This is a genomic window from Frankia sp. QA3, from assembly GCF_000262465.1.
Classification (GTDB): domain Bacteria; phylum Actinomycetota; class Actinomycetes; order Frankiales; family Frankiaceae; genus Frankia.
Window position 1 is genome coordinate 2,400,359 of record NZ_CM001489.1, and the last position, 22,422, is coordinate 2,422,780.

The 22,422-nt window shown below is 70.7% G+C and carries 16 protein-coding genes and 3 pseudogenes; 6 read left to right on the forward strand and 13 right to left on the reverse strand.

The features are described 5' to 3' along the window. Nucleotides 1-5 precede the first annotated feature (5 nt). The 8 genes and pseudogenes from FRAQA3DRAFT_RS09830 to FRAQA3DRAFT_RS09875 all read right to left on the reverse strand — a co-directional run bounded on the left by FRAQA3DRAFT_RS09830 (nucleotide 6) and on the right by FRAQA3DRAFT_RS09875 (nucleotide 8,785). Nucleotides 6-1,679, reverse strand: a complete 1,674-nt coding sequence (locus FRAQA3DRAFT_RS09830) for an acyl-CoA carboxylase subunit beta (RefSeq protein WP_009738906.1) — start codon at nucleotides 1,677-1,679, stop codon at nucleotides 6-8. Between the two features lie 67 nt (nucleotides 1,680-1,746). Then, on the reverse strand, nucleotides 1,747-2,901 hold the full coding sequence (locus FRAQA3DRAFT_RS09835; RefSeq protein ID WP_009738907.1) for an acyl-CoA dehydrogenase family protein: 1,155 nt from the start codon (nucleotides 2,899-2,901) through the stop codon (nucleotides 1,747-1,749). Nucleotides 2,902-2,951: 50 nt separating this feature from the next. Beyond that, nucleotides 2,952-3,532, reverse strand: a pseudogene (locus FRAQA3DRAFT_RS37025) (3-hydroxyacyl-CoA dehydrogenase NAD-binding domain-containing protein); the annotation flags it as partial. A 340-nt stretch (nucleotides 3,533-3,872) separates the two neighbouring features. After that, complete coding sequence (locus FRAQA3DRAFT_RS09855; protein WP_009738909.1) at nucleotides 3,873-5,387, reverse strand: aldehyde dehydrogenase; 1,515 nt, start codon at nucleotides 5,385-5,387, stop codon at nucleotides 3,873-3,875. A gap of 26 nt (nucleotides 5,388-5,413) precedes the next feature. Then, nucleotides 5,414-6,001 (reverse strand): flavin reductase family protein, encoded by a 588-nt coding sequence (locus tag FRAQA3DRAFT_RS09860; protein WP_157467264.1) that lies wholly within the window; start codon nucleotides 5,999-6,001, stop codon nucleotides 5,414-5,416. 16 nt (nucleotides 6,002-6,017) lie between these two features. Beyond that, nucleotides 6,018-7,619 carry an AMP-binding protein gene (locus tag FRAQA3DRAFT_RS09865; RefSeq protein WP_009738911.1) on the reverse strand — a complete coding sequence of 534 codons (1,602 nt, stop codon included), beginning with the start codon at nucleotides 7,617-7,619 and terminating at the stop codon, nucleotides 6,018-6,020. 128 nt (nucleotides 7,620-7,747) lie between these two features. After that, nucleotides 7,748-8,248, reverse strand: coding sequence for a ketosteroid isomerase-related protein (locus FRAQA3DRAFT_RS09870; protein WP_009738912.1), 501 nt, complete (start codon nucleotides 8,246-8,248; stop codon nucleotides 7,748-7,750). Nucleotides 8,249-8,281: 33 nt separating this feature from the next. Beyond that, a complete protein-coding gene (locus tag FRAQA3DRAFT_RS09875; RefSeq protein WP_009738913.1) occupies nucleotides 8,282-8,785 on the reverse strand; it encodes a ketosteroid isomerase-related protein in 504 nt (167 codons plus the stop codon). A 344-nt stretch (nucleotides 8,786-9,129) separates the two neighbouring features. On the opposite strand from FRAQA3DRAFT_RS09875, the gene FRAQA3DRAFT_RS09880 reads away from it, so the two are divergent. Next, on the forward strand, nucleotides 9,130-10,347 hold the full coding sequence (locus FRAQA3DRAFT_RS09880; protein WP_009738914.1) for an acyl-CoA dehydrogenase family protein: 1,218 nt from the start codon (nucleotides 9,130-9,132) through the stop codon (nucleotides 10,345-10,347). Between the two features lie 71 nt (nucleotides 10,348-10,418). Here FRAQA3DRAFT_RS09880 and FRAQA3DRAFT_RS09885 read toward each other — a convergent pair whose 3' ends face one another. The 3 genes from FRAQA3DRAFT_RS09885 to FRAQA3DRAFT_RS09895 form a co-directional block, all read right to left on the reverse strand. Beyond that, complete coding sequence (locus tag FRAQA3DRAFT_RS09885) at nucleotides 10,419-11,627, reverse strand: helix-turn-helix transcriptional regulator (RefSeq protein ID WP_009738915.1); 1,209 nt, start codon at nucleotides 11,625-11,627, stop codon at nucleotides 10,419-10,421. Then, a complete protein-coding gene (locus FRAQA3DRAFT_RS09890; RefSeq protein WP_157467267.1) occupies nucleotides 11,624-12,790 on the reverse strand; it encodes a LuxR C-terminal-related transcriptional regulator in 1,167 nt (388 codons plus the stop codon). The genes FRAQA3DRAFT_RS09885 and FRAQA3DRAFT_RS09890 overlap by 4 nt, the downstream gene beginning before the upstream one ends. A 219-nt stretch (nucleotides 12,791-13,009) precedes the next feature. Next, nucleotides 13,010-14,200 carry a TetR/AcrR family transcriptional regulator gene (locus FRAQA3DRAFT_RS09895; protein WP_009738917.1) on the reverse strand — a complete coding sequence of 397 codons (1,191 nt, stop codon included), beginning with the start codon at nucleotides 14,198-14,200 and terminating at the stop codon, nucleotides 13,010-13,012. A gap of 271 nt (nucleotides 14,201-14,471) precedes the next feature. Between FRAQA3DRAFT_RS09895 and FRAQA3DRAFT_RS09900 the strand changes: the two genes are divergently transcribed. Then, nucleotides 14,472-15,506: a TIGR03617 family F420-dependent LLM class oxidoreductase gene (locus FRAQA3DRAFT_RS09900; protein WP_009738918.1), complete on the forward strand. Its 1,035-nt coding sequence runs from the start codon at nucleotides 14,472-14,474 to the stop codon at nucleotides 15,504-15,506. A gap of 62 nt (nucleotides 15,507-15,568) precedes the next feature. Here the strand turns inward: FRAQA3DRAFT_RS09900 and FRAQA3DRAFT_RS09905 are convergent, their stop codons facing one another. Continuing rightward, nucleotides 15,569-16,363 (reverse strand): enoyl-CoA hydratase/isomerase family protein, encoded by a 795-nt coding sequence (locus FRAQA3DRAFT_RS09905; RefSeq protein ID WP_009738919.1) that lies wholly within the window; start codon nucleotides 16,361-16,363, stop codon nucleotides 15,569-15,571. A 252-nt stretch (nucleotides 16,364-16,615) separates the two neighbouring features. Here FRAQA3DRAFT_RS09905 and FRAQA3DRAFT_RS37030 point away from each other — a divergent pair. Both FRAQA3DRAFT_RS37030 and FRAQA3DRAFT_RS09910 read left to right on the forward strand, forming a co-directional pair. Next, nucleotides 16,616-16,696, forward strand: a pseudogene (locus tag FRAQA3DRAFT_RS37030) (IS200/IS605 family transposase); the annotation flags it as partial. Between the two features lie 11 nt (nucleotides 16,697-16,707). Next, entirely contained in the window at nucleotides 16,708-17,499 is a 792-nt protein-coding gene (locus FRAQA3DRAFT_RS09910; protein WP_232291994.1) for a transposase, read from the forward strand. Between the two features lie 90 nt (nucleotides 17,500-17,589). Here the strand turns inward: FRAQA3DRAFT_RS09910 and FRAQA3DRAFT_RS09915 are convergent, their stop codons facing one another. Further along, nucleotides 17,590-18,783, reverse strand: coding sequence for a porin PorA family protein (locus tag FRAQA3DRAFT_RS09915; RefSeq protein WP_009738920.1), 1,194 nt, complete (start codon nucleotides 18,781-18,783; stop codon nucleotides 17,590-17,592). A 745-nt stretch (nucleotides 18,784-19,528) separates the two neighbouring features. Between FRAQA3DRAFT_RS09915 and FRAQA3DRAFT_RS09920 the strand changes: the two genes are divergently transcribed. Together FRAQA3DRAFT_RS09920 and FRAQA3DRAFT_RS09925 are read left to right on the forward strand one after the other, a co-directional pair. Further along, a complete protein-coding gene (locus tag FRAQA3DRAFT_RS09920; protein WP_009738921.1) occupies nucleotides 19,529-20,749 on the forward strand; it encodes an ABC transporter substrate-binding protein in 1,221 nt (406 codons plus the stop codon). Between the two features lie 169 nt (nucleotides 20,750-20,918). Further along, a pseudogene (locus FRAQA3DRAFT_RS09925) lies at nucleotides 20,919-22,358 on the forward strand (excinuclease ABC subunit A); the annotation flags it as partial. Nucleotides 22,359-22,422: the final 64 nt, after the last annotated feature.

Sequence of the window (22,422 nt, forward strand, 5' to 3'; positions counted from 1 at the left end):
GGGGCTCACATCCGGAAGACGCCGTAGCCACGGCGTCCCTCGATCGGGCCCGAGTGCGCGGCGGACAGGGCGATGCCGAGCACGGTGCGGGTGTCGCGCGGGTCGAGGACGCCGTCGTCGTAGAGCTTCCCGCTCATGAAGAAGGCGTGCGACTCGGCGCCGATCTGGCGTTCGATCTCGGCGCGGCGTCGGTCGTCGTCCGCGGTGTCGAACGGTCGGCCGGCGGCCTCGGCGGCGGCCCGGCCCACGATCGACAGCACCCCGGCCAGCTGGGCGGCGCCCATGACGGCGAGCTTGGCACCCACCCAGGCGAACATCAGCCGCGGATCGTAGGCGCGCCCCGACATGCCGTAGTTGCCGGCGCCGAACGACGCCGCCATGTTGATGGTCAGGTGCGGCACGGTGCTGTTCGTCACCGCGTTGATCATCTTGGCGCCGTCCTTGATGATGCCGCCCTGCTCGTAGGCCGTACCCACCATGAAGCCCGTGGTGTTCTGCAGGAAGATCAGCGGCGTGTCCACCTGGTTGGCGAGCTGGATGAACTCGGCGCCCTTCTTCGCCTCCGCGCTGAACAGCACGCCGTTGGCGTTGGCGAGCACCCCGACCGGAAAACCGTGGATCGAGGCCCAGCCGGTCACCAGGCTGGTGCCGTAGTCGGGCTTGTACTCGCCGAACCGCGAGCCGTCGACGACCCGGGCGAGCACCTCGCGCGGGTCGAACGGCACCCGGATGTCCGCCGGCGCGATCCCCAGCAGCTCGTCGGAGTCGTACACGGGCGGGTCGGCGGGCAGGCTCGGCCCGGGTCCGCGCTTACGCCAGTTGATCTCGGACAGGATCCGTCGGCCGATCCGGATCGCGTCGGGCTCGTCGACCGCGAAGTAGTCCGCGACTCCGGAGACCCGCGCGTGCATCGCCGCGCCGCCGAGGTCCTCGTCGTCGGCCTGTTCGCCGGTCGCCATCCTGACCAGCGGCGGCCCGCCGAGGAACACCTTCGCCTGCTGGTCGACCAACACCGCGTGGTCGCACATGCCCGGCACGTACGCCCCGCCCGCGGTGGAGTTGCCGAAGACCAGGGCGATGGTGGGGATGCCGTCGGCCGACAGCGCGGACAGGTCGTGGAAGATCTTCCCGGCCTGGACGAACAGGTCGGACTGGTTCGGCAGGTCGGCACCGCCGGACTCGACGAGGTTCACGACCGGCAGCCGGTTGCGCCTGGCGATGTCAAGGGCGCGCAGCGTCTTGCGCAACGAGTACGGGTTCATCGCGCCGCCGCGGACCGTCGGGTCGTGCCCGATGATGACGACCTCGACCCCGGACACCACCCCGATGCCGGTGACGACGCTCGCGCCGACGGCGAACTCCGTTCCCCAGGCCGCGAGCGGGGACAGTTCGAGGAACGGGGAGTCCCGGTCGAGCAGCAGCTCGACGCGCTCGCGCACCAGCAGCCGGCCGCGCCGGCGGTGTCGGTCTCGGTAGCGCTCGCCGCCGCCCGCCCGCGCCCTCTCGAGCTGCTCCGCGAGCTGCGCGAGGTTGGCGAGCTGGGCGGCGCGGTTCGTGCGGTACGACTCAGAGGCGGTGTCCAGGCGGGACCGCAGGACGGTGCCCTCGGCAGCCCGCGCCTGCGCCGCCGGCCCGCCCGGCGCGGTCGCCGTCGCCCATCTCGTGGCGGAATACGTCATCGCTTTCTCCTCAATGCGACCGGAGCTCCTCCACGCGACCGGAGCCCCTCGATGCGACCGGAGCCCCTCAGTACGAGCGGGGAAGGCCGAGGGTGTGCTGCGCGACGTAGTTCAGGATCATCTCCCGGTTGACCGGAGCGATCCGCAGCGTGCGCGCCATCCCCCACAGCGGCACCAGGCCGTACTCGACGGCCATCCCGTTCCCGCCGTGGGTCTGGATCGCCTGGTCGACGGCCGCGAGGGCGGCCTCCGCGGCGGCGTACTTCGCCATGTTCGACGGCTCCCCGGCGGGCAGGCCGTGGTCATGCGACCACGCGGCCTTCTGCGTCATCAGCGCGGCGAGCGACGTCTCGATCTTCGCCTTCGCCAGCGGGTGGGAGACCCCCTGATGGGCGCCGATCGGGACGTCCCACACCTGCCGGTGACGCGCGTAGTCGGCCGCCTTGCCCAGCGCGTACCGGGCGATGCCGACGCAGATCGCGGCGCCGGTGATCCGCTCCGGGTTCAGGCCGTGGAACACCTGCCGCAAGCCCTCGCCCTCGACGCCGATCAGCGCGTCCGCCGGCACCCGGGCGTCGTCGAAGAACAACGTGAACTGCTGTTCGGGCATCTGCGCGGCGACCGGCAGCGGGTGGGCGACCAGTCCCGGGGTGTCGGTCGGCACGACGAACAGCGACAGCCGCGCCCGCCCGGTGGCCTCGTCCACGCCGGTCCGGGCGACGACGAGGACGGCCGCGGCCTCGTCGAACCCGGAGATGTAGTATTTCTGCCCGGTCAGCACCCAGTCGTCGCCGTCGCGGTCCGCCTTCGTCGTCAGCCGGTGGGTGTTCGACCCGGCGCCCGGCTCCGTGATCGCGAACACCATCTTGTGGCTGCCGTCGGCGAGGCCGGGCAGCCATCGCAGCTTCTGCTCCTCGCTGCCGAAGCGGGAGATGACCTCGCCGGAGATCGCGGCCGAGACCACCAGGAGCAGCAGCGGGCAGCCCGCCGCGGCGGTCTCCTCGCAGACCGCCGCGAGCTCCACGATGCCGCCGCCACCACCGCCGTAGGCCTCGGGGAGGTTCACGCCGAGGAAACCGGCCTGCGCGAGCGCCGCCCACACCTCGCTGGTCGGCCTGCGCGCCTGCGACCGCTCGGTGTAGTAGGCACCGCCGAACGGCTTCGCGATCGCGGCGACCGTCTCCCGCAGAGCCGCGAGCTCCGCGTCCTCACCGAAGTCCACAACGCCTCCCAGCAATTGATCGTCTGTCGAACCGGCTGCGGGCCGCGCCGCTACGCATACGGCGTCCCGGTGGCCGCTCGGGCCACCAGCGAGTCGGGCGGGGTGAAGCGGTCGCCGTGGCGGTCGGCCAGCTCGCGGGCCCGGGCCACGAATCCCGCCGGTCCCCCGTCGTACTGGTTGACGTACTGGAAGACCCCACCCGTCCAGGACGGGAAGCCGATACCGAGCAACGAGCCCACGTTCGCGTCGGGCACCGACTCGACGACGCCCTCATCCATCGCGTGGACGGCCTCGATCGACTCGGCGAACAGCAACCGCTCGGCGAGGTCGGCGAGATCGGCGAGATCGGCGAGGTGCGGCCCCGGGCCAGCGCCTTCGCCTCCAGCTTCTCGGCGTGGGCCCTGCCGCGGCGCGCCGCGGCGAGGCTGACGTCCTTGAGCACCACCTCGATGCCGGCCTGCGCGGCCACGTAGGCGATGCCCGCGCCCATCATCCCGGCCCCGAGAACGCCAAGCCTCGTGGCCTGGAACCGGTCGAATCCGGGCGGGCGGCTGCCACCGGCCCGGACGTGTCGCAGGTCGAGGAACGCCCGGATCTGGTTGCGCACCACCCGGCCGGTCAGCGGGCCGACCTGGGCCCGGTGGTTCGCGAGGACGCCGCGCAGCACGGCGGCGGCGTCCTCGGCACGCAGCAGGCCGAGTTCCTCCCGAGCGCCGTGCGCGTGGCCAGGACCGCCACCGCCCGAGGCCGGCGCCGGGGACGTCACGACGACGCCGGCGATCGAGTCCTGCTCTCGTTCAAGCCGGTCGACGACGTCCCGTAGCGACGCGACGAGGTCCCGGCCGCCGGGGTCGGCCGACGCCGGCGGACCGTCGACGGTCAGGATCACCGTTCCCTCGGCGCCCCGGTCCCAGCCGATGACGCCGGCGGTGCTGACGTGCTCCATCGTTGATCCGTCCCTGTTTCGGTGGTCAGGCGGTCGGCGGCGTTCCCAGCACCAGGGCGAAGGTCGCCCGGTCCGCCAGCCCGCCGGACCGGGCGAGCGAGATGAACTTCTGCTCGGTGTAGGCGTCGAGCGCGTCGGGGCCGCCCTCGCGTCCCAGGCCGCTCTGCTTGAATCCGCCGAACGGGTAGGCCGGGTGGATGACGTGCCAGTCGTTGACGTACACCATGCCGGCGTCGAGCCGGCGGGCCACGGCCAGGGCGCGCTGCTCGTCGCGGCCCCACACGCCGGCCGACAGGCCGTAGTCGGTGTCGTTGGCGATGGCGACCGCCTCGTCGACGGAGTCGTACGTCAGCACGGTGAGCACCGGGCCGAAGACCTCTTCGCGGGCGATTCGCGCATCGTTGGTGACGTCGGTGACGACGGTGGGTTCGACCCAGTTGCCCGTCTCGAACCCCGGGCCCTGCGGGACGCCGCCGCCCAGGGCGATGGTGGCGCCGTCCTGGCGGGCCGACTCCAGGTAGGCCAGGATGCGGTCCCGCTGTCCGGCGCTGATCACCGGGCCGACGTCGGTCGCCGGGTCCAGCGGATCGCCGAGCCGCAGCGTCTTCGCCCGCTCCACCAGCCGGGAGACGAACTCGTCCTTCAGCACGCCCGGGACGAGCAGCCTGGTGCCCGCCTCACAGGCCTGCCCGTTGTTGGCCAGGACCGCGAACAGCGCCCCGTCGACGGCGAGCGGCAGGTCCGCGTCGTCGAGGACGATGTTCGGCCCCTTGCCGCCAAGCTCCAGTGTCACCCGCTTCACCGTGTCGGCGGACGCGCTCAGGATGGCCTTGCCGACCTCGGTCGAGCCGGTGAAGGCCACCTTGCGGACGTCGGGGTGGCCGCTGAGGTGGGCGCCGGCCGGGTCGCCGTCGCCCGTGACGACGTTGAGCACCCCGGCGGGCAGACCGGCCGCCTCGAACTCCCTGGCGAGCTCGAGAGCCAGCAGCGGCGCGTGCTCGTCGGGCTTGAGCACGACGGTGTTCCCGGCGGCGAGCGCCGGGGCGACCTTCCAGATGATCACGAGGAGTGGGATGTTCCAGGGCACGATCGCGGCCACCACGCCCAGCGGTTCCCGGCGCAGTACTCCCGCGGCCGGAATCGGGCCGATCTCGGGTCCGGCCTTCTCGAACTCGTAGGACTTCGCGAGATCGGCGAGGTAGCGGAGCTGACCGATCGACAGGCCGAGGTGCAGGGCGCCGGTGACGCGGATCGTCGCGCCGTTCTCCCGGCTCTGCAGGGCCGCGAGCTCGGACAGGCGCTCGGTGAGACGATCGGCCACCGCGTGCAGCAACGCCGAGCGTTCCTGCGGCGCGGTGTGCCGCCACACGCCCGCCTCGTGCGCGGCCCTGGCCGCGGCGACCGCCCGGTCGACGTGTGCGACCCCGCCCTTCGCGACGGTCGCCACGAGTTCGCCCGTGGCCGGACTTCTGATCTCGTACCGCTCGGCGGAATCGAGCCATTCCCCGCCGATGAACAACGGGTAGTGCGGTGCGGACACCTTTTCTCCCTCAGAGATGGCGGGGTTCAGTCCCGGGGCCGAAGGTGGCGGTACTCGCTGCGGTAGTACAGGAGCGGAGCGCCGCCCTCGCCGGCCCGCAGGGATTGCACGTGGCAGGTGACGATGTGATGGTCGCCGCCGTCGTGGACCTCGGCGACGGTCGCGCCGATGTGCGCGGCGGCGCTGTCCAGCGCGGGTGCGCCGTTCGGCAGCGGCGTCCACGCGACGCCGGCGAACTTGTCCGCGCCGCTGCGCGCGAATCCATTGCTGATCTCGTGCTGGTCCGCGCTGAGGATGTTGACGCACAACCGCCCGGAGCCCGCCAGCACCGGCCAGGACGTGGAGGTCCGGGCGGGACAGAACAGGATCATCGGCGGATCGAGGGACAGGGCCGTGAACGACTGGCAGGTCAGGCCCACCGGTCGGCCCCCGGCCATCGCCGTCACGATGACGACGCCGGTGGCGAAATGCGACAGGACGTCGCGGAAGGCGGCGGAGTCGACGAGCGGCGCCGGCGGCGCGGGCCGCGCCCCCGGCCCGGCCGAGTTGGCGGCGCTCTGGTCGGCACGGGTGCGGTCGGAACCGGACAGACCCGAATGGCTGTGAGAACTCATCGTCGTTTCCATGGAGTTATCCGATCTCCCGGCTGCGGCCCGCCCAGTACGGCGCGCGAATCGCCTTTTTGTCGACCTTGCCCGCGGGGTTCACCGGGAGGCTGTCGCGGAACACGATCGACTTCGGCGCCGGCACGCTGCCGAGCTCACGTTTGACGTGGGCGATCAGGTCGCCTTCCCGCACCGTCTCGGAAGGCTTGGCAACCACGACCGCGAGCACGGCCTCGCCCCACTTCTCGTGCGGTACGCCGACCACCGCGGCCTGGGCCACCGCCGGGTGGGTCAACAGCACGTCCTCGACCTGACGTGGGAAGACGTTGAATCCGCCGCTGACCACCATGTCCTTCTTGCGGTCGACGATGTAGAGGAACCCGTCGGAGTCCAGGAAACCGATGTCGCCGGTGTGGACCCAGCCGTCCCGTAACGCCTCGGCGTTGCGGGCGGGGTCGACGTAGGTCAGCATCTGCCCGAACTGCCGCGAGCAGATCTCCCCAGGTTCGCCGACCGGGAGCGGCTGGTCGCTTTCGTCCTGGATGGTGACCTTCACGTACGGGATCGGCCGCCCGGCCGAGGCCAGCCGTCGCAGACCCTGGTCGGTGTCCGCCCGGTGGTCCTCCTTGCGCAGGCACGACACGTAGCCCGGTTCGGTTCCGGCGTAGGTCTGGACGAAGATCGGACCGAAGGCGTCGAGCGCCTCGTGGAGGCGTTCCGGGGCGATCGGAGCACCCGCGTAGATCATCGTGTTCAGCGACGAGAGGTCGAACGACGTCCGCCGTGGGTGGTCGAGCAGGAGGTAGATGATCGTCGGGACCACGGCCGTGGCGGTCACCCGCTCCTTCTCGATCGTCTTGAGGAGAACGTCGACGTCGAGTCCCGGCAGCATCACGTTCACCCCGCCGCGCAGGAACGTCGGCATCACGAAGATCTGCGTGAAGTGGGTGAGGGGAGCCCCGTGCGCGAAGATCTCGCCCGGCCGGATGTCGGCGATCTCGAGTCCCGCCGTGATGCTGTAATGCGCCCAGGTGAAGTGAGAATTGACCACCCCTTTCGGTTCACCCGTGCTCCCGGACGTGAACAGCACATACGCGTCGTCGTCCTCGGACAGGGACGTCGACGGCGGCGAATCCGGTTGCGAGTCGAAGAAGGTCCGGTAGTCGAGAACGTCGAGGGCGTCGAGGACCGTTGCCTGCCCGCCACCGGCACCGGCGGTGGCCCCGTGGCCATCGGCCAGGCGGATGACCCGCTTGACGTCAGGCAGACCGTCGAGCAGCTCGGCGACGACCGCGTCGAACTGGGCGTGATAGATGAGGGTGGTGGCGCCGGCCTGTCCCAGGATGGCGCGATGCCCGCCGGCCGCGGACCGCGTCGGCATCTGCACCAGCACCGCCCCGGCCTTCCAGATGCCGTGCTGGGTCGGGATGAACTCCAGGATGTTGGGCAGCAACAGGCCGACCCGGTCGCCCTTCTCCACGCCCAGCGCCCCGAGCCCGTTCCCCACCCGGTTGGCCCAGCTCCGCATCTGCCGGTAGGTGAGCCGGCGATCATCGTCGATGATCGCCGTCGAGTCCGCGTAGTACAGACACACCCGATCGAACACCTCTGGCAGGGTGCCCCACATGACTGCTGAACCTCCAGATCGAACTGCCGTCCACCGGCCCGCGAAAAACGGGATCTCACCACCGTTGCCGAACACCGGCGAAGCGGCCGCGTCGCCGGCCGTCGCGGGATTCACGGCGAACGGGGCTATCACCCCGGGAGCAGGCCGGGGTCGAAATCCTTGTCCCAGTAGTGCGGGGTGAGGACCGGCAGGCCGAGTTTCTGGAGTACCGGAGTGTCGTTCCAGTTGGTCAGCTCACGGTCGATCCGGCCGTCCGCATCGAACTGGTGCCAGGTCTGGCCACGGGTGGACAGCGTCCGGCCGCCGGTCGGCACTCCCCGAAAGCCCGCGAGGTGCTCACCGGTCCAACGCCAGAGGATCGTCACGGCGGGCGCCCCGTTACCCCCGGTGGTCTCGATGGCCTCGAGTACCTCGAAACGATGGATCCCGACGCCGTTGCCGGCGTCGCCGTTCGCGTACGGGGCGAGGCGTTCGCGCAGCTCGGCCCGGTCGGTAGCGGTGTCGTGGACGTGGTCGACCGCCCGGCGGTCGTCGTAGAGCACCTCGTCCGCGTACAGGGCCACGGCGGCCTCGGTGTCCGTGGTGAGCGCCTGCGCCCAGCGCTGCGCGTGGTCGGTGGCCTTGCTCATCGACGTGTTCCCTTCGCTTCGGGTCTCGGGGCCTCAGACCGCGGCGGACGCAGGGACCCCGGCGGACGCAGGGACCGCGGCGGACGCGGGGACCGGGGCGGTGACGCCGCCGTGGATCGACACCGGCAGGCCCAGCGTGTGCAGCGGGGAGACGGCGTCCCAGTACGTCGACTCACGCCTGATGCGACCGTCGGCGTCGTAGAGGTGGAAGGTCTGACCGGAGGTACTGAACGTCTTCCCCTCCGTGGGGACGCCGAGGAAGGCGGCCGAGCCCTCGGGCTCCCAGGTCCAGCGGATGATCCCGCTGCGGGCGTCGCCGATGTACTCGTCGATCCGGAACAGGTTGATCCCGATGCCGTTGGTCAGGTCCTTGTTCGCGTACGGCGCGAAGACCCGGTGCAGATCCTCCTTGTCGGTGATCGACTGGTCAAGGATCAGATCCTCGAAGAGGAAGTCGTCGGCATACAGGGCGCAAACCTTCTCCGCGCTTTCACGAAATGCCTTGAGCCATAACACGGCGAACCGGTAGGACGACATCTGGCCATGCTCCTTCACGCCGACGGGGATAGACCAGTCGATGGCCGGCGCAGCGCCGGCGGGGATGACCCAACGGTAGGGCCGGACGAGACAGGACGCGTCATCCCTCGGGGTTAAACACCTTGCCCGTTCGGGTGAGCATCCGAACGGTCGGAAGACCGCCCCCGGCCAGCTACGGGAGCAGGGAGCAGGGAGCGCGGAGCCGGCGCCCGGCGGGTCGGGACCCCTGCGACGTGTCACCCCATCGAAGGGCAGAAGCTCTCCCGCGGGGAGATTTCAACACGTGCATATCCGGTCTACGTTCACCAGTACGCGGTCATCAACGACGAGGAGTGAGCTGCGGCATGGGAAAACACGATGTGGAGATAACGCCAGCCGAACGGGACGAGGTGCTCGAGACGGCCCGTACGCTGGCGAAGGAATTCGCGGTGGCCGGTCCGTCCGCCGACGCGGAGAACCGCTTTCCCACCGAGCTCGTGCCGCTCTACAAGGACAGCGGCCTGCCCGCGATCGCGGTTCCCAAGAAGTACGGCGGCCTCGGCGCCGACATCGCGACCACGGCGGGTGTCTCCAGGGAGCTCGCGAAGGGCGACCCGGCGATCGCGCTGGCGTTCAACATGCACCAGACGATGATCGGTATCTTCCGCGGCCTGCTCGACGAGGCCACCAGGGAGCGCGTCTTCTCCGAGGTCGTCGGGGAACGAAAGATCATCTGCGGACCGTTCAGCGAGGACCGGGCCGGTCTGAGCGGCCTCGCCGACACGAAGGCGGTTCCCGACGGCAGCGGCGGCTGGCGGATCCACGGGAAGAAGACGTGGGCCACCCTCTGCCTGGGAGCCGACATCGTCGCCTTCAACGCGACGATCACGGACACCGACGGGCAGCTGCCCGCGGACTTCACCGAGCACGCGGCCCGGGAGGCCGTCTTCGTGCTGCCGATGGACAGCCCCGGGATCAGCATCATCGAGACCTGGGACACCATGGGGATGCGGGCGACCGGCACCCACACGATCGTCTTCAACGACGTGCCGGCGCCCGCCGGCTCCTACGGCGGGAACTTCCGCAACGGGCTGTTCGGCGAGTTCGAGTGGGCGTCGATGAGCTTCGCGTCCGTGTACCTGGGCCTGGCGGAGAAGGCCTACGCCGAGACGCGGGAGATCCTGAAGAAGAAGAGCCTCGGCGCGACGATGGAGGGCAAGGACGTCGCCCTGAAGGGGATCGGCTTCGTCCAGTACGGACTCGGCAAGATGCTGGTGGACGTGGAGACCGCGGCGCGGGCGTTGGAGACCACCGGCCGGATCCTCATCGAGGGCCGCGACGCCGAGTGGAACCCGAGCGCGCGCACGGCGTTGATCGACGTCACCAAGGTCACCGCGACGGAGACCGCGATCAGGGTGACGGACGCGGCGCTCCGGCTCGTCGGTGGGTCCTCCTTCCGACGGGGACACGTGCTCGAACGCCTCTACCGGGACGCCCGCGGCGGCCCCTTCCATCCGCTCACCACCGACCAGGCCTACGACCTGCTCGGACGTGCCGAACTGGGGCTGCTCGGCGCGCCGTGAGGAACGCCGGGCGCGGCCGGGCGGCGAGGAACGCCCGGCCGCGCCCGGGGCGGCCACGGTGACCGGCCGCCTCAGCCGCCGTCGCCGTGCACGGCGATTCCCAGGGACCGTGCGATCGCCTGCGACCGGTTCACCGCTCCGAGCTTGCGCAGTATGTGTTTCACGTGCGATTTCACGGTGTCCTCGGAGATGACCAGCGTCTCGGCGATGGCACCGTTCGTCGCTCCCGCCACCATCAGCTCGAGGACCTCCGACTCGCGCGCGGTGAGCTCCCCACCGGGATGCCCGGTGGGGACCGGATGGGGGGGAACGGAAGTCCGTGGCATGGCTCCTACGGCCGCGTGCGGCGAGAAGTCGATACTCGCGTCGCAGAAGTCACTCACCGATTCGACCGCCGACGACAGGATCTCCCGAGCCTGGTCGCGCTGGGTTCGCAGACGCTCGGCCAGAACGATCCGCTCGTACAGGTGGCTGAAACCCTCCGCGAAGGCCCAGAGGACGTCCCGGTCGAAGTCGTCCACGCGCCGCGAAGCCGGATGGTGGTCCGCGTGGAGGAAGCCCACCACCGAGGTGCCGTGCATCAAGGGGGCCACCACGTAGGAGTCCGAGCGACCCGAGTCCACGATGATCGACCGGTGCACGGCGGTGCTCGCCGTGTCGTAGACGGCGACGGGCTGGCACTCGGTGAGCAGCCGCGTCTCGGGGATGCGGCCTTCGAGCCGAATCGGCTGGTCGACCCACCTCCCGAACCACGACTCGAACTCGTCGCCGTTGCTGAAGTAGGCCAACCACGGCCGCCAGACGCCTTCGTCGACCCGGGACAGCACCGCGCGGCCGAATCCGCAGCGCCGGACCAGTTCCTCGCATGCGTGGTCCAGCAGATCCGTCGAGTGCGGCAGCACCCGCATGCGCGCGAGTCCCTCGGAGCAGGCGGCCAGTCGACGCATGCGCTGGTCTCGTTCGTGCTGGCCGAGGTCGAAGGCGAGTTCGTGCAGGTCCAGGACGAGCAGGCAGATCCGCAGGCCGGTGGCGCCGGCGTGACCGTCCATCGCGCGCAGCCGGTCGACGCAGAGCCGGACGAGGTCCGAGACCACCTCGGTCCACGACGCCGAGGAGGCGAGGACGGTGCCGCGCGACGGTTCGATGCCGAGAGCGGCACGGACCTCGCCGTGCAGGAAGGCCAACCGAGCGCCGAGTTCGCGTTCGCGCCGCCGCCAGCCCCGGTCGCCGGCGGGTGCCGGGAACATGCTGTGCCGGCGGTCGCCGGCCGTCACGGTCATAACGCGCGGTCCGCGGTGCGGGCGAGGTACAGGTACCGAGCGATCGCCTCGGCTCGGTTCGAGGCGCGCAGTTTGCGCAGGATGTGCTTCACGTGGGATTTCACCGTCGTCTCGGAGACTGTGAGGGCGTTGGCGATCTGTGCGTTGGTCGCACCCGCGGCCAGGAGGCGGAGCACCTCACGCTCCCGCGGAGTGAGTCCGTCGGGGATCGGGGGTGCCGCCGCGATCAGAGCCGACGGTGGGGGCGAGGAGCGCCCGGCCACCGCCGCGCGGCGCTGCGTGGACAGCTTGATCGTGCGCGCCAGTTGGACCGGCGCGGTACCGAGCACCTCGCTCGTGGCGCGGACGGCGCGCAGCGCGTCCGCGATCCGATCGCGCTGCAGCCGCGAGCGTTCCAGCAGGACGGTCCGTTCGAGGATGAGTCCGAGACCGTCGGCGAACGTCTGGATGTGATCCCGGTCGGCCTCGGTGAGGCCCCGCCCCGAGGAGTAGGTGTCGGCGTGGAGGAAGCCGAGGACGCAGCCGCCCGCGACGATCGGCGCGGCGACGTACTCCCGCGTCCCGGAGATCTCGATCAGTGGCCGGAAGACGCGGCCCTCCGACTGGGCACGCCGGATCAACGCGGGCGCCCGCCGGCGGACCAGCTCGGTCTCGGGCATCGACGACGCCAGCGGTATCTCCACGTCCGTGAGGAAACGGCGCAGGGCCTCGTTGACGGGGCCGTCGGCATCCACCTCGGCGTGCAGCGCGACCGGCAGCCAGGTCGAACCGCGCAGACTGGAGATCATCGCTCGGTCGAAGCCGCCGGCCGTGCACAGTGCGGCGGGGGCGGCCCGGGTGATCCGCCCGGAGCTTGTCTCCCGGCGCAGCAGGGTGAGCTGGTCGCGGATCCGGCTCAGCGCCTGGAACGGCCCTTCCACCGCCCGCGCGCACAGCTCCGACCGCACCTCGCCGAGCTCGGCGAACAGATCGCCGATCCGGTCGAAGCGGCCCGCGCCGAGGGCGGCACGGAGCTCGGCGTCGGCGGACTCGGCCGCGAGCCGATCGAGCCGGGCCGCCAGAGCCGCCGCCGGACCGTCGTCGAAGGCGGGCAGCTGCGCCCCCGCCGCGGCGCGCAGCGCCGAGACCAGTTCCCGTCGTCGATCCCGAACCTCCACCTGCATCGACACGATCGCAGAGTCCGGCGCTCTCAAGGCTGTGCACCCTCCCAGTCCGAGCACCGCTGCCCGTGGTCACGGCACCATCACGAGATTCCCGGCGCAACACCGACACCGACGCCGGCAGGATCGAGGCTGTGTGTCGCAGGATTTACTTTCTGGACCATAAGTGACCCAGTTCACTCCGTCAAGACCGTTGGATGACCCCACCTCGAGGTACGGCCGTCAGGCGTGCAGTACACCGGCCGCGACCAGCCGCACCTTGTCCACCAGGCCAGGTCGTCCGCGCAGGTGAGATGTACGCGCGACGTCGTTGACGACGGTGAGGACCGCGTGGACGCGGAAGAGAACCGCGGTGCGGTCCAGCTCCGGATGGGTCGCGGCCAGCAGGCAGACCCATTCGGCGACGTAGTCGTGCTCGGCGCGGCGGATGCGGTGGCGGTACGGCTGGGGCACGTTCATCACCTCGGCGACCAGGACGTTCACGAGGTCGGTGTGCGCCATCGCGAAGTCGATGTAGGCGGCCACCGCATTCGCCAGGCCGTCGGCCGGGGTCGCGGCCGCGGACAGGGCCCGGGACATGCCCAGCTGCAACGACTCGGTGGCGCGCGCCACGATCGCGGTCAGCAGGTCGGCCTTGGTCACGAAGTGCCGGTAGACGCCGGCGCCGGTCACCCCGACCTCCGCGCCGACCTCCTCCATCGTCACCGACTGGTAGCCACGATCCCCGAACAGCCGGGCCGCGGCGGCCAGCAGCGCCTCCCGGCGCACCCGGGGCGGCAGGCCGGTCTCCCCGCAGGCCGCGACCGGCTCCTCGGACACCCCGCAGGTGTCGATCCGCGCCTCGCACACGCACAGGGCCATGTCGCGCAGCACCGTGGCCATCACCTCCGGGGTGGCGGCGGCCGAGTGGTAGGAGGCGCTGGTGAGCACGGCGAGCAGGCACCACGCCAGCAGCTCCGCGTCGTCCCCGCTCAGCTCGCCGCGGGCGTCACGCAGCCCGGCGGTCAGGCTCGCCAGGAACACGAAGAACCGTTCCAGCATCGGCGCGCGGTACTCGGCGCGGAGATGGCGGGTCTCCCGCGTCCACAGCACCCCGAGCTCGCGCCCGTGCGCCGCCGTCTCGGCCAGGTCGGCGACCACCGCGGCGAAGCCGCCGGGCGGCTGGCGGTCGACGACGGTCGTCGCCCGCTCGAAGCTGTCCGACAGTGCGCTGGCCAGGAGCTCTTCCTTGCTGCGGACATGGCGGTAGAGCGCGCCGGGAGTGATGCCGACCGCCGTGGCGATGTCCTCGGTGCCGACGTTGTGATAACCGAAGCGATAGAACAGGTCACTGGCCGCGGCCAGGATCTGCGCTCGACGGTCGCGCGGCCGGGGGGTCCGCCTGATCGGCGCCCGGCCGGCCCGCGTGCTCACCAGGTACTCCCGCCGGGAACCCGAACCGACCCGGATCGCCGCCGATTCCCCCCCGCGCCACCCGCGTCGCCCGTCCTGGTCGATGGACGCACGCGGCAAGGACGGCCCGCCATGGAGGCGCTTCCTCCGGTCACGGGCTTACCGCCTCCCCTCGCTGGACCAGCCGGATCTGTTGACCCCACAAGGTTACTCTTGCTTTACTTCCCCCGTTCCCCGGCACGTCCCGACAGGTCCGCCAACCGAACCCGCCACGATCAGAAGGAGCCGGCACGTGCTGGTCGACGGCCATATCGGCGGATCCACCGACGGCACCCGCGGCGCGGACATCGCCGATCTCACGGCGCAGGTCGCGCACGCCGATCGCATCGGCTACGACGGGGTGTGGAGCACCGAGGTCAACCGGGACCCGTTCCTCCCCCTGCTGCTGGCCGCGGACCGTTCACCCCGGCTGCACCTTGGGACGGCCATCGCCGTGGCGTTCGCCCGCAACCCGATGACCACCGCCACCGTCGCCAACGATCTGCAGACCTTCAGCGCCGGCCGCTTCGCCCTGGGCCTCGGTTCACAGGTCCGACCGCACATCCAACGGCGTTTCGACATGCCCTGGTCCGCACCCGCCGAACGGATGCGGGAGTTCGTGCTGGCCCTGCGCGCCATCTGGCGGAGCTGGCACGACGGCAAGCCACTCGACTTCCACGGCGAGATCTACCAGAACACTCTGATGACGCCGATGTTCAATCCCGGGCCCAACCCCTTCGGGCCACCGCCGGTACTGATCGCCGCGGTCGGGCCGAAGATGACGTCGGTCGCGGCCGAGGTCGCCGACGGCATGCTGGTGCACTCCTTCACCAGCGAGCGCTACCTGCGGGAGGTCACGCTCCCCCAGCTCACCTCCGTGCTCGGCGAGAACGGGAAGACCCGCGAGCGGTTCACGTTGTCCTACCCCGGCCTGGTGGCGACCGGGACCGATGACGAGAACATCGAGAAGGCGGTGCGGGCGGTCCGCGAGCGCATCGCCTTCTACGGCGCGACGCCCGCCTACCGCAGCGTGCTCGAGTTGCACGGCTGGGGTGATCTGCACACGGAGCTCCACCTGCTGTCCCGGCGGAACGACTGGGCCGCCATGACCGCGCTCGTCGACGACACCGTGCTCCACACCTTCGCCGCGGTGGGCGAACCGGCCGCGGTCGCCCGGGAGATCCGCCGTCGTTTCACCGGGCTGATCGACCGCTTCACCCTGTATCTGCCCTACGACCTGGCCGACGAGGTGCGCCAGGATCTCGTGTCCCGGCTGCGAGCGAGCTGACCCGGCCGGGACGGGGGCCGGATCCACGCCGATCCGGCCCCCGTCGTTCGTGTCCCGCGGAGTCAGACCTTCGTCTCGCGGGCCGCCGCCAGGTTCTCCCGCAGGGCGGCGATCGCCCGCGCCGTGTCCGGATGCCCCATCAGCAGCGCCTGACCACGGGCCTCCGTCTCCAGGGCCGACCACAGTGACGGCGAGTCCGTGCTGGCCTGGAGCGCACGCTTGGACAGCTGCACGCCCAGCGGGGGGTGGACGGCGATCTGCTCCGCAAGGTCGAGCGCGGCGTCGAGCAGCGAAGCGGTGGGCACGACCCGGTTGGCGAGACCGATGCGCACCGCCTCCTGCGCGCCGACCGGCCGCGCCGTGTACATCAGCTCGGCGGCGAGTCCTCGCCCGACGATCCGCGGCAGCAGCCAGGAGGCACCCAGATCGCCACCCGACATGCCGATCCGGACGAACGCCAGCTGGAACAGCGCATCGACGGCCGCGATGCGGATGTCGGCGACCAGGGCGAGGCTGATGCCTCCGCCGATGGCCGGGCCGCCGACGGCGGCGATCAGCGGCTGGGGCAACGTGTGCAGGGTGTGCAGCATCCGGTTGGCCGTGTCCTGCAACGCCAGCCCGCCCGTCGGACCGAGAGTCGCGAACTCCTCCGCGCCGTCGAGGTCGTACCCGGAGCAGAATCCGCGGCCGGCCCCGGTGAGGACGACGGCCCGCACCGACGCGTCGGTGGCCAGCTCCTCGGCGACTTCCCGGAGCTCATGAAGCATCGGCCGATTCAACGCGTTGAGCCGTTCGGGGCGTTCCAGGGTCACCAGGGCGACCCCGGTCCGCGGCCGTCGGACGTTGAGCGTCTCCATCAAAGACCTCCGGAGGGGACTGTCGCCTTCAGGCGTCAGGGGAATCCGGTACGGGCCCGTACCGGTTGGACCAGCAACGCTGGTGTAGCCAGATGCATGTCTCGTCGGGTGACGGTCGGCGTGGGTGGCGCCTGCGAGCTTGGCTGTCACGTCGTGTGGTGGCCGTAGTACCGCCCGTCCCCTCCTGGCCGGACCGGACCGGTCGGGGACCGCCTTGACGCGCTCGTCCGCCAGCGGTGCGCCGAGCACGACTGGCCGGTCGTCGCGTTGAAGATCGAACCGGACCATGTTCACCCGTTCGTCGAGGCTCACCCGACGCACTCCCCGTCGTAGATCGCCAACCAGTGCGCCTGCAGGGCATCGGTCACGTCAAGGTCCACCAGCACCGGCGGGTGCTCGGCAGGGTCAAGACGATCAGCGTCACACGTGAGGGCAGGCGCTGGTCTGTGATCCTGTCCTGCGACGTCCCGGCCGAGCCGCTGCCGCCCACCGGGGTCGCGGTCGGTGTGGACGTCGGCGTCGCGGCGTTCCTGACCACCTCGGCCGGCGAGCACGACCCGAACCCGACATGTCTGGACCGGTCCGCGGGCCGGCTGGGCGGCGCCCAGCGGGACCTGTCCCGCGGGAGGCGCGGCTCGGCACGGCGCCGGAAGGCCGCCGCCCGGGTGGGGATGATCAGCCGGCGGGTTGCCCGGCAGCGGCTCGACCACGCCCACAAGACCGCCCTCGGGCTGGCCCGCGACCATGATCTGATCGCCGTCGAGAAGCTCACCGTCACGGGCATGACCCGGCGGGCGAAGCCCAGGCCCGACCCGGACACCCCGAGGGCGTTCCTGCCCAACGGGCAGGCGGCGAAGTCCGGGCTGAACAGGTCGATCCACGACGCCGGATGGGGGGTGTTCCTCGGGGTGCTGCGCGCCAAGGCTGAAAGAGCCGGACGGGTCGTCGTCGAAGTGAATGCCCGCCATACCTCCCAACGCTGCGCGACCTGCGACCACGTCACCGAGGACAACCGGCCCACCCAGGCCGAGTTCGCCTGCGTGCGGTGCGGGCACACCGCGGACGCGGACGAGAACGCGGCCGTCACCCTTCTCCGGGCAGGGCGTGCCCGTCAGGCCGACGCTCAGGCGGCCTGAGAAGCCGACGGCTTCAACCGTCAGAGGAGTCACCTGCGTCGTTCCCATGCGATCCTTTCGCCAGGACGCCGTGGGCGTCCGATGTGCGGGTCAGTCGAGAGATCGCGCGGACTGCGGCGTGGTGTGCCCGGCGTCGCCGGAACCGTCGTCGCCGGTATTGCCCACCGGCTCACCGCCGCCCGCCGGCCCGGTGCCGTTCACCGGTTTCACGCCGTCCGCCGACCCCACGCCGCCGCCTGCCGGGCCGCCGGGCCCCCGCCCGCGCAGCCGCACACCCGGGAGTACGCGCAACACACGTCGCTCGCGCAGCACGGCCAGCATGATCGACGCCACGCCGAGCGCCAGCAGGACGAGCGGCGCCACGAGGCCGACGAGGATCAGCAGGATTCCCGCGGACTTCGCCTTGTCGGCGAGATCGGCGATGCTGGCGGGGGTGATGCGGAAGTCGAGGGCGACGACGGGCAGCAGGCTCACGGTCCGGCCGCCGACCGTCACGTTGACGATGACCTGCTGGGAGATGGTCTCGTCGATCGCGACGCCGGTCTGGCGATCCACATGGGCGACGATGGCGGACTTGCCGGTGTAGGTGAGCGGGATCGGGTCGGGCAGCGCGGCGACCGTCGCCGGGGCCAGGGCCGCGCGGACGTCGGCGGGCAGCAGGGGCGCCAGACCGACGACGAGGCTCTTGGGCAGAGCCGGCGGAAGGGAGGCGAGCAGGTCGGGACTGCGAACCGGGCCCGAGGGCGAGAACCGGTAGACGTTGACGGACCGGCCACCGCGGGTGTCATGCCCGGCGTAGGTCATCGGGACGACGGTCCGGGTGGCCGGGTCATAGTAGGTGTACGAGCTGTCATTTTTCGGGTGGAGCGGAAAAGCCGAGGTCAGCGCGCCCGTCGCGGGCTCGACTTTTCTCCCGGCGGGTGGCTTCACGCCCTTCAGCGTCGACCTGTCGACGGCATAGAGGTAGCTGCTGGGTAGATCCTGACCGGGGGCGTGCACGGTGAGCGCGTCGGAGAGCACGGCGGTGTCCCCGGCGGTGGACAGCACCTGCACCCGGCGGTCCACCGTGATGGGCAGGTGCGAGCGTAACGCGGAACTCGCCTTGCCAGCCTGTAAGGCCCTGCTGTCGAGCAGGTTCGCGGTGCCCTGGTAGTGAACGGTCAGATCGGTGTCGCCAGGCAGCCGGGTGGCGATCGGAACCAGGACGAACCGCAGGATCAGCCCCGCCGCCACCAGCAGGATCCCCACCACCGCCCAGGCAATGGACCAACGTCGAAAGGACACGACAGCCTCCTCAGGCCGGCCGGCGTCGCAGTCGCGGGCCGTGTCCTGCACCGGATCACGGAACGCCGGGACGCCTCGAAGGTCATGGCGGCAGTCGGGTTACGGCTCCGCGGCAGCACGTTCGCCTGGCACCGGGCGTCTCCCGACGCAGGGCGAGGATCACCCCACCGCGTCGCCCCCGAGGATGCCGGGCGGACGGGTTACCGACATCCCCCGAGCGAAGGCTGTCCGACCTTCGTCCGGGGGATTCCGACCTTTGTTTGGGTGAGATGGCTGTTCGGGTGAGATGGCTGTTCGGGGGAGATGGCGCCCGAGTCACCAGAACGGCGACGGCGCAGGCCCCGCTCCCCCGCGACCGATCCCGAGCGGCGGACAGGCCGGCCGCGACCCCGCGTCCCGCCGGCCTGCTGGGCGGTGCCTCCGTTACCGCCAGGCGGATCGGGCGCAACTTGGACATTGGCGACAATATGTCGGGCGCGACGCTCGCCACCCGCTCGCGAGAAGTTCACCTCGTTTTCCGCACCCGGCGGAGACGGTGACTCCCGAATATGCCAACCCGGCATTGGCCACGGAAGCCGCCCTGGGTAATGTTGGCGCACTGATCAGGCCCGCGGAATCGATCAGTACAGGATCGGGTGCGCGGACATTGAATCCGCCTCGACGGCGCCAGGTCCGAGTCGTCGGCGGATGTTCCGTCCAGCCACCCGATTGATACCTCCGCCTACAGATGGTCTCAGGGAGCCCCATGTTCACGTGCCGCCATTCCAAACCCCTGGCGGTGAGCGCCATGTTACTTCTGGTGGTCGCCGGTGCCGGCGGTTGCTCAACCTCCGGCGTGGCCTCGGCGTCCACCTGCGACACCCCGGGAGTGACGGCTGACCAGGTCAACCTCGGCGTCCTCTACCCCGACACGGGAGCGGTCGCGAGCGCCTTCGGCGCCGTCCGCTCCGGAATCGACGCCCGACTGGGCGTGGTGAACTCCACCGGCGGCGTCCACGGCCGCAAAATCACCTATGAATGGCGGGACGACCAGGGCGCGGCCGCCACGAATGAAACCGCCGCCCGCGATCTCGTCGACGGCCGGCGCGTCTTCGGCATCATCGAGGCGACCCTCGCGGCAAGCGGCAGCGCGCAGTACCTGGCGGACCGGGATATTCCGGTGACCGGACTGGCAGCCGAGCAGGTTTGGTCGAAGTACGAGAACATGTTCGCCTTCTCCTACGTCAGCGCCGCTCCCACCGACACGTACGGGCAGTTCGTGCGGTCCCAGGGTGGCAGTCGAGCGGTCGTGCTGCAGACCGCGCTGTCGACCGGCGTCTCGAACGCGTCGGCGAGATACGCGCGCAGCCTGGACGGCGCCGGCGTGCAGGTCCTCGACACGCTGAACTACACCCCGGGCGCGGACAGTCCGCTGACGGTCGCCCAGCGGATCGCCGCCCTCGACCCGGACACCATCATCAGCGTGATCCAGCCGGACGCTCTCGTCGCGGTCCTCGACACGCTTCGCGCCGCGGGCAGAAGCCCGAAGGTCATCCTGTCTGCGAGCGGCTACGACCGGCGGCTGCTGCGCACCTACGGCCCGCGGGTGGCGGGACTCGTCGTTCCCGTCTTCTACCGGCCCTTCGAGTCCGGCGGCCCGGCGATCGCCGCCTACACCACGGCGATGACGCGGTACTCACCCCAGATCGATGCCCCGGAGCAGGATCTCGCCGTGACGTCCTACATCGAGGCGGACATGTTCATCCGCGGTCTGGAACTCGCCGGCGACTGTCCCACCCGGCAGGGCTTCATCACCGCGCTGCGATCCGTGACGCGTTACGACGCGGGCGGTCTGATCAGTCCGATCAACATCAAGACGGGCCTCGGCAAACCGACCACCTGCTATTCCTTCGTCCAGGCCAACCCGAGGGGCACCGCGTTCGACGTCGTGGCGCCGGATCTGTGCGGCAAGGAGCTCGCCCCCTGATCCGGGGCACCCTCGCACCCTGGCCGCGTGGCCGAGGCCCAGAGGCTCCACGGGCCGAAGCGAAGGAGAACCAGATGTACCGCTCGAAGCTGGTCAGATCGAGCCAGGCGACGCCGACGGAGACCGCGCAGGCCGCGCAGGCCGGGCCCGCTTAACAGATGGAGACACGATGAGCATGGCAACGAGGACGGACACGCGGTCGCCTGCGCTGCACGTTGCCGACAGCCACGATCTGATCCGCGTGCAGGGCGCGCGTGAGAACAACCTCGCCGACGTCAGCATCGAGATCCCGAAACGCCGGCTGACAGTGTTCACCGGCGTCTCCGGCTCGGGCAAGAGCTCGCTGGTGTTCGCCACGATCGCCGCGGAGTCGCAGCGGCTGATCAACGAGACCTACAGCGCCTTCGTGCAGGGCTTCATGCCGACGCTGGCGCGGCCCGAGGTCGACGTACTCGAAGGACTGACGACCGCGATCATCGTCGACCAGCAGCGGATGGGCGCCGACGCCCGTTCCACGGTCGGCACCGTCACCGACACAGGCGCGATGCTGCGCATCCTGTTCAGCCGGCTCGGCCAGCCGCACATCGGCCCGCCGGGCGCGTACTCCTTCAACGTCCCCTCGGTCCGGGCCAGCGGTGCGATCACGGTCGAACGCGGCGCCGCCAAGGCGGCGCGGAAGACCTTCACCCGCACCGGCGGCATGTGTCCGCGCTGCGAAGGCCGGGGCGCGATCACCGACTTCGACCTGACGCAGTTGTACGACGACAGCAAGACGATCAACGCCGGTGCGCTCATCGTCCCCGGCTACAGCGTCGACGGCTGGTACGGGCGCATCTTCGCCGGCTGCGGCTTCTTCGACCCGGACAGGCCGATCCGCACCTTCACCAGGACCGAGCTTCACGACCTGCTCCACAAGGAGCCGACCAAGATCAAGGTCGACAACGTCAACCTGACGTACGAGGGTCTGATCCCGAAAATCCAGAAGTCGTTCCTGTCCAAGGACGTCGACGCGCTACAGCCGCACATCCGCGCGTTCGTGGAGCGGGCGGTGATCTTCACCACCTGCCCCGACTGCGGCGGCAGCCGGCTCAGCGAGGCCGCTCGATCGTCGAAGATCTCCGGGATCAGCATCGCCGACGCCTGCGCGATGCAGATCAGCGACCTCGCCGGGTGGGTGCACGGTCTGGCCGAGCCGTCGGTGGCGCCGCTGCTCGCGGCGTTGCATCACACCCTCGAGGCGTTCGTGGAGATCGGGCTGGGCTACCTCTCGCTCGACCGGCCGTCGGGCACGCTGTCGGGCGGCGAGGCGCAACGCGTCAAGATGATCCGCCACCTCGGCTCCTCGCTCACCGACGTCACGTACGTCTTCGACGAGCCCACCATCGGCCTGCACCTCGCCGACGTCGAGCAGCTGCTCGGCCTGCTCGACCGGCTCGTCGACGCCGGCACGTCGGTCATCGTCATCGAGCACCACCAGGCGGTCATGGCACACGCCGACTGGATCATCGACCTCGGCCCCGGCGCCGGCCACGACGGCGGCCGGATCGTCTTCGAGGGCACACCGGCCGAGCTCGTCGCCGCCCGTTCCACCCTCACCGGCGAGCACCTCGCGGCCTACGTCGACACCTGACCGCGGCCCGACACCGTGAGACGGGCCTTGACTTCGCACAGTG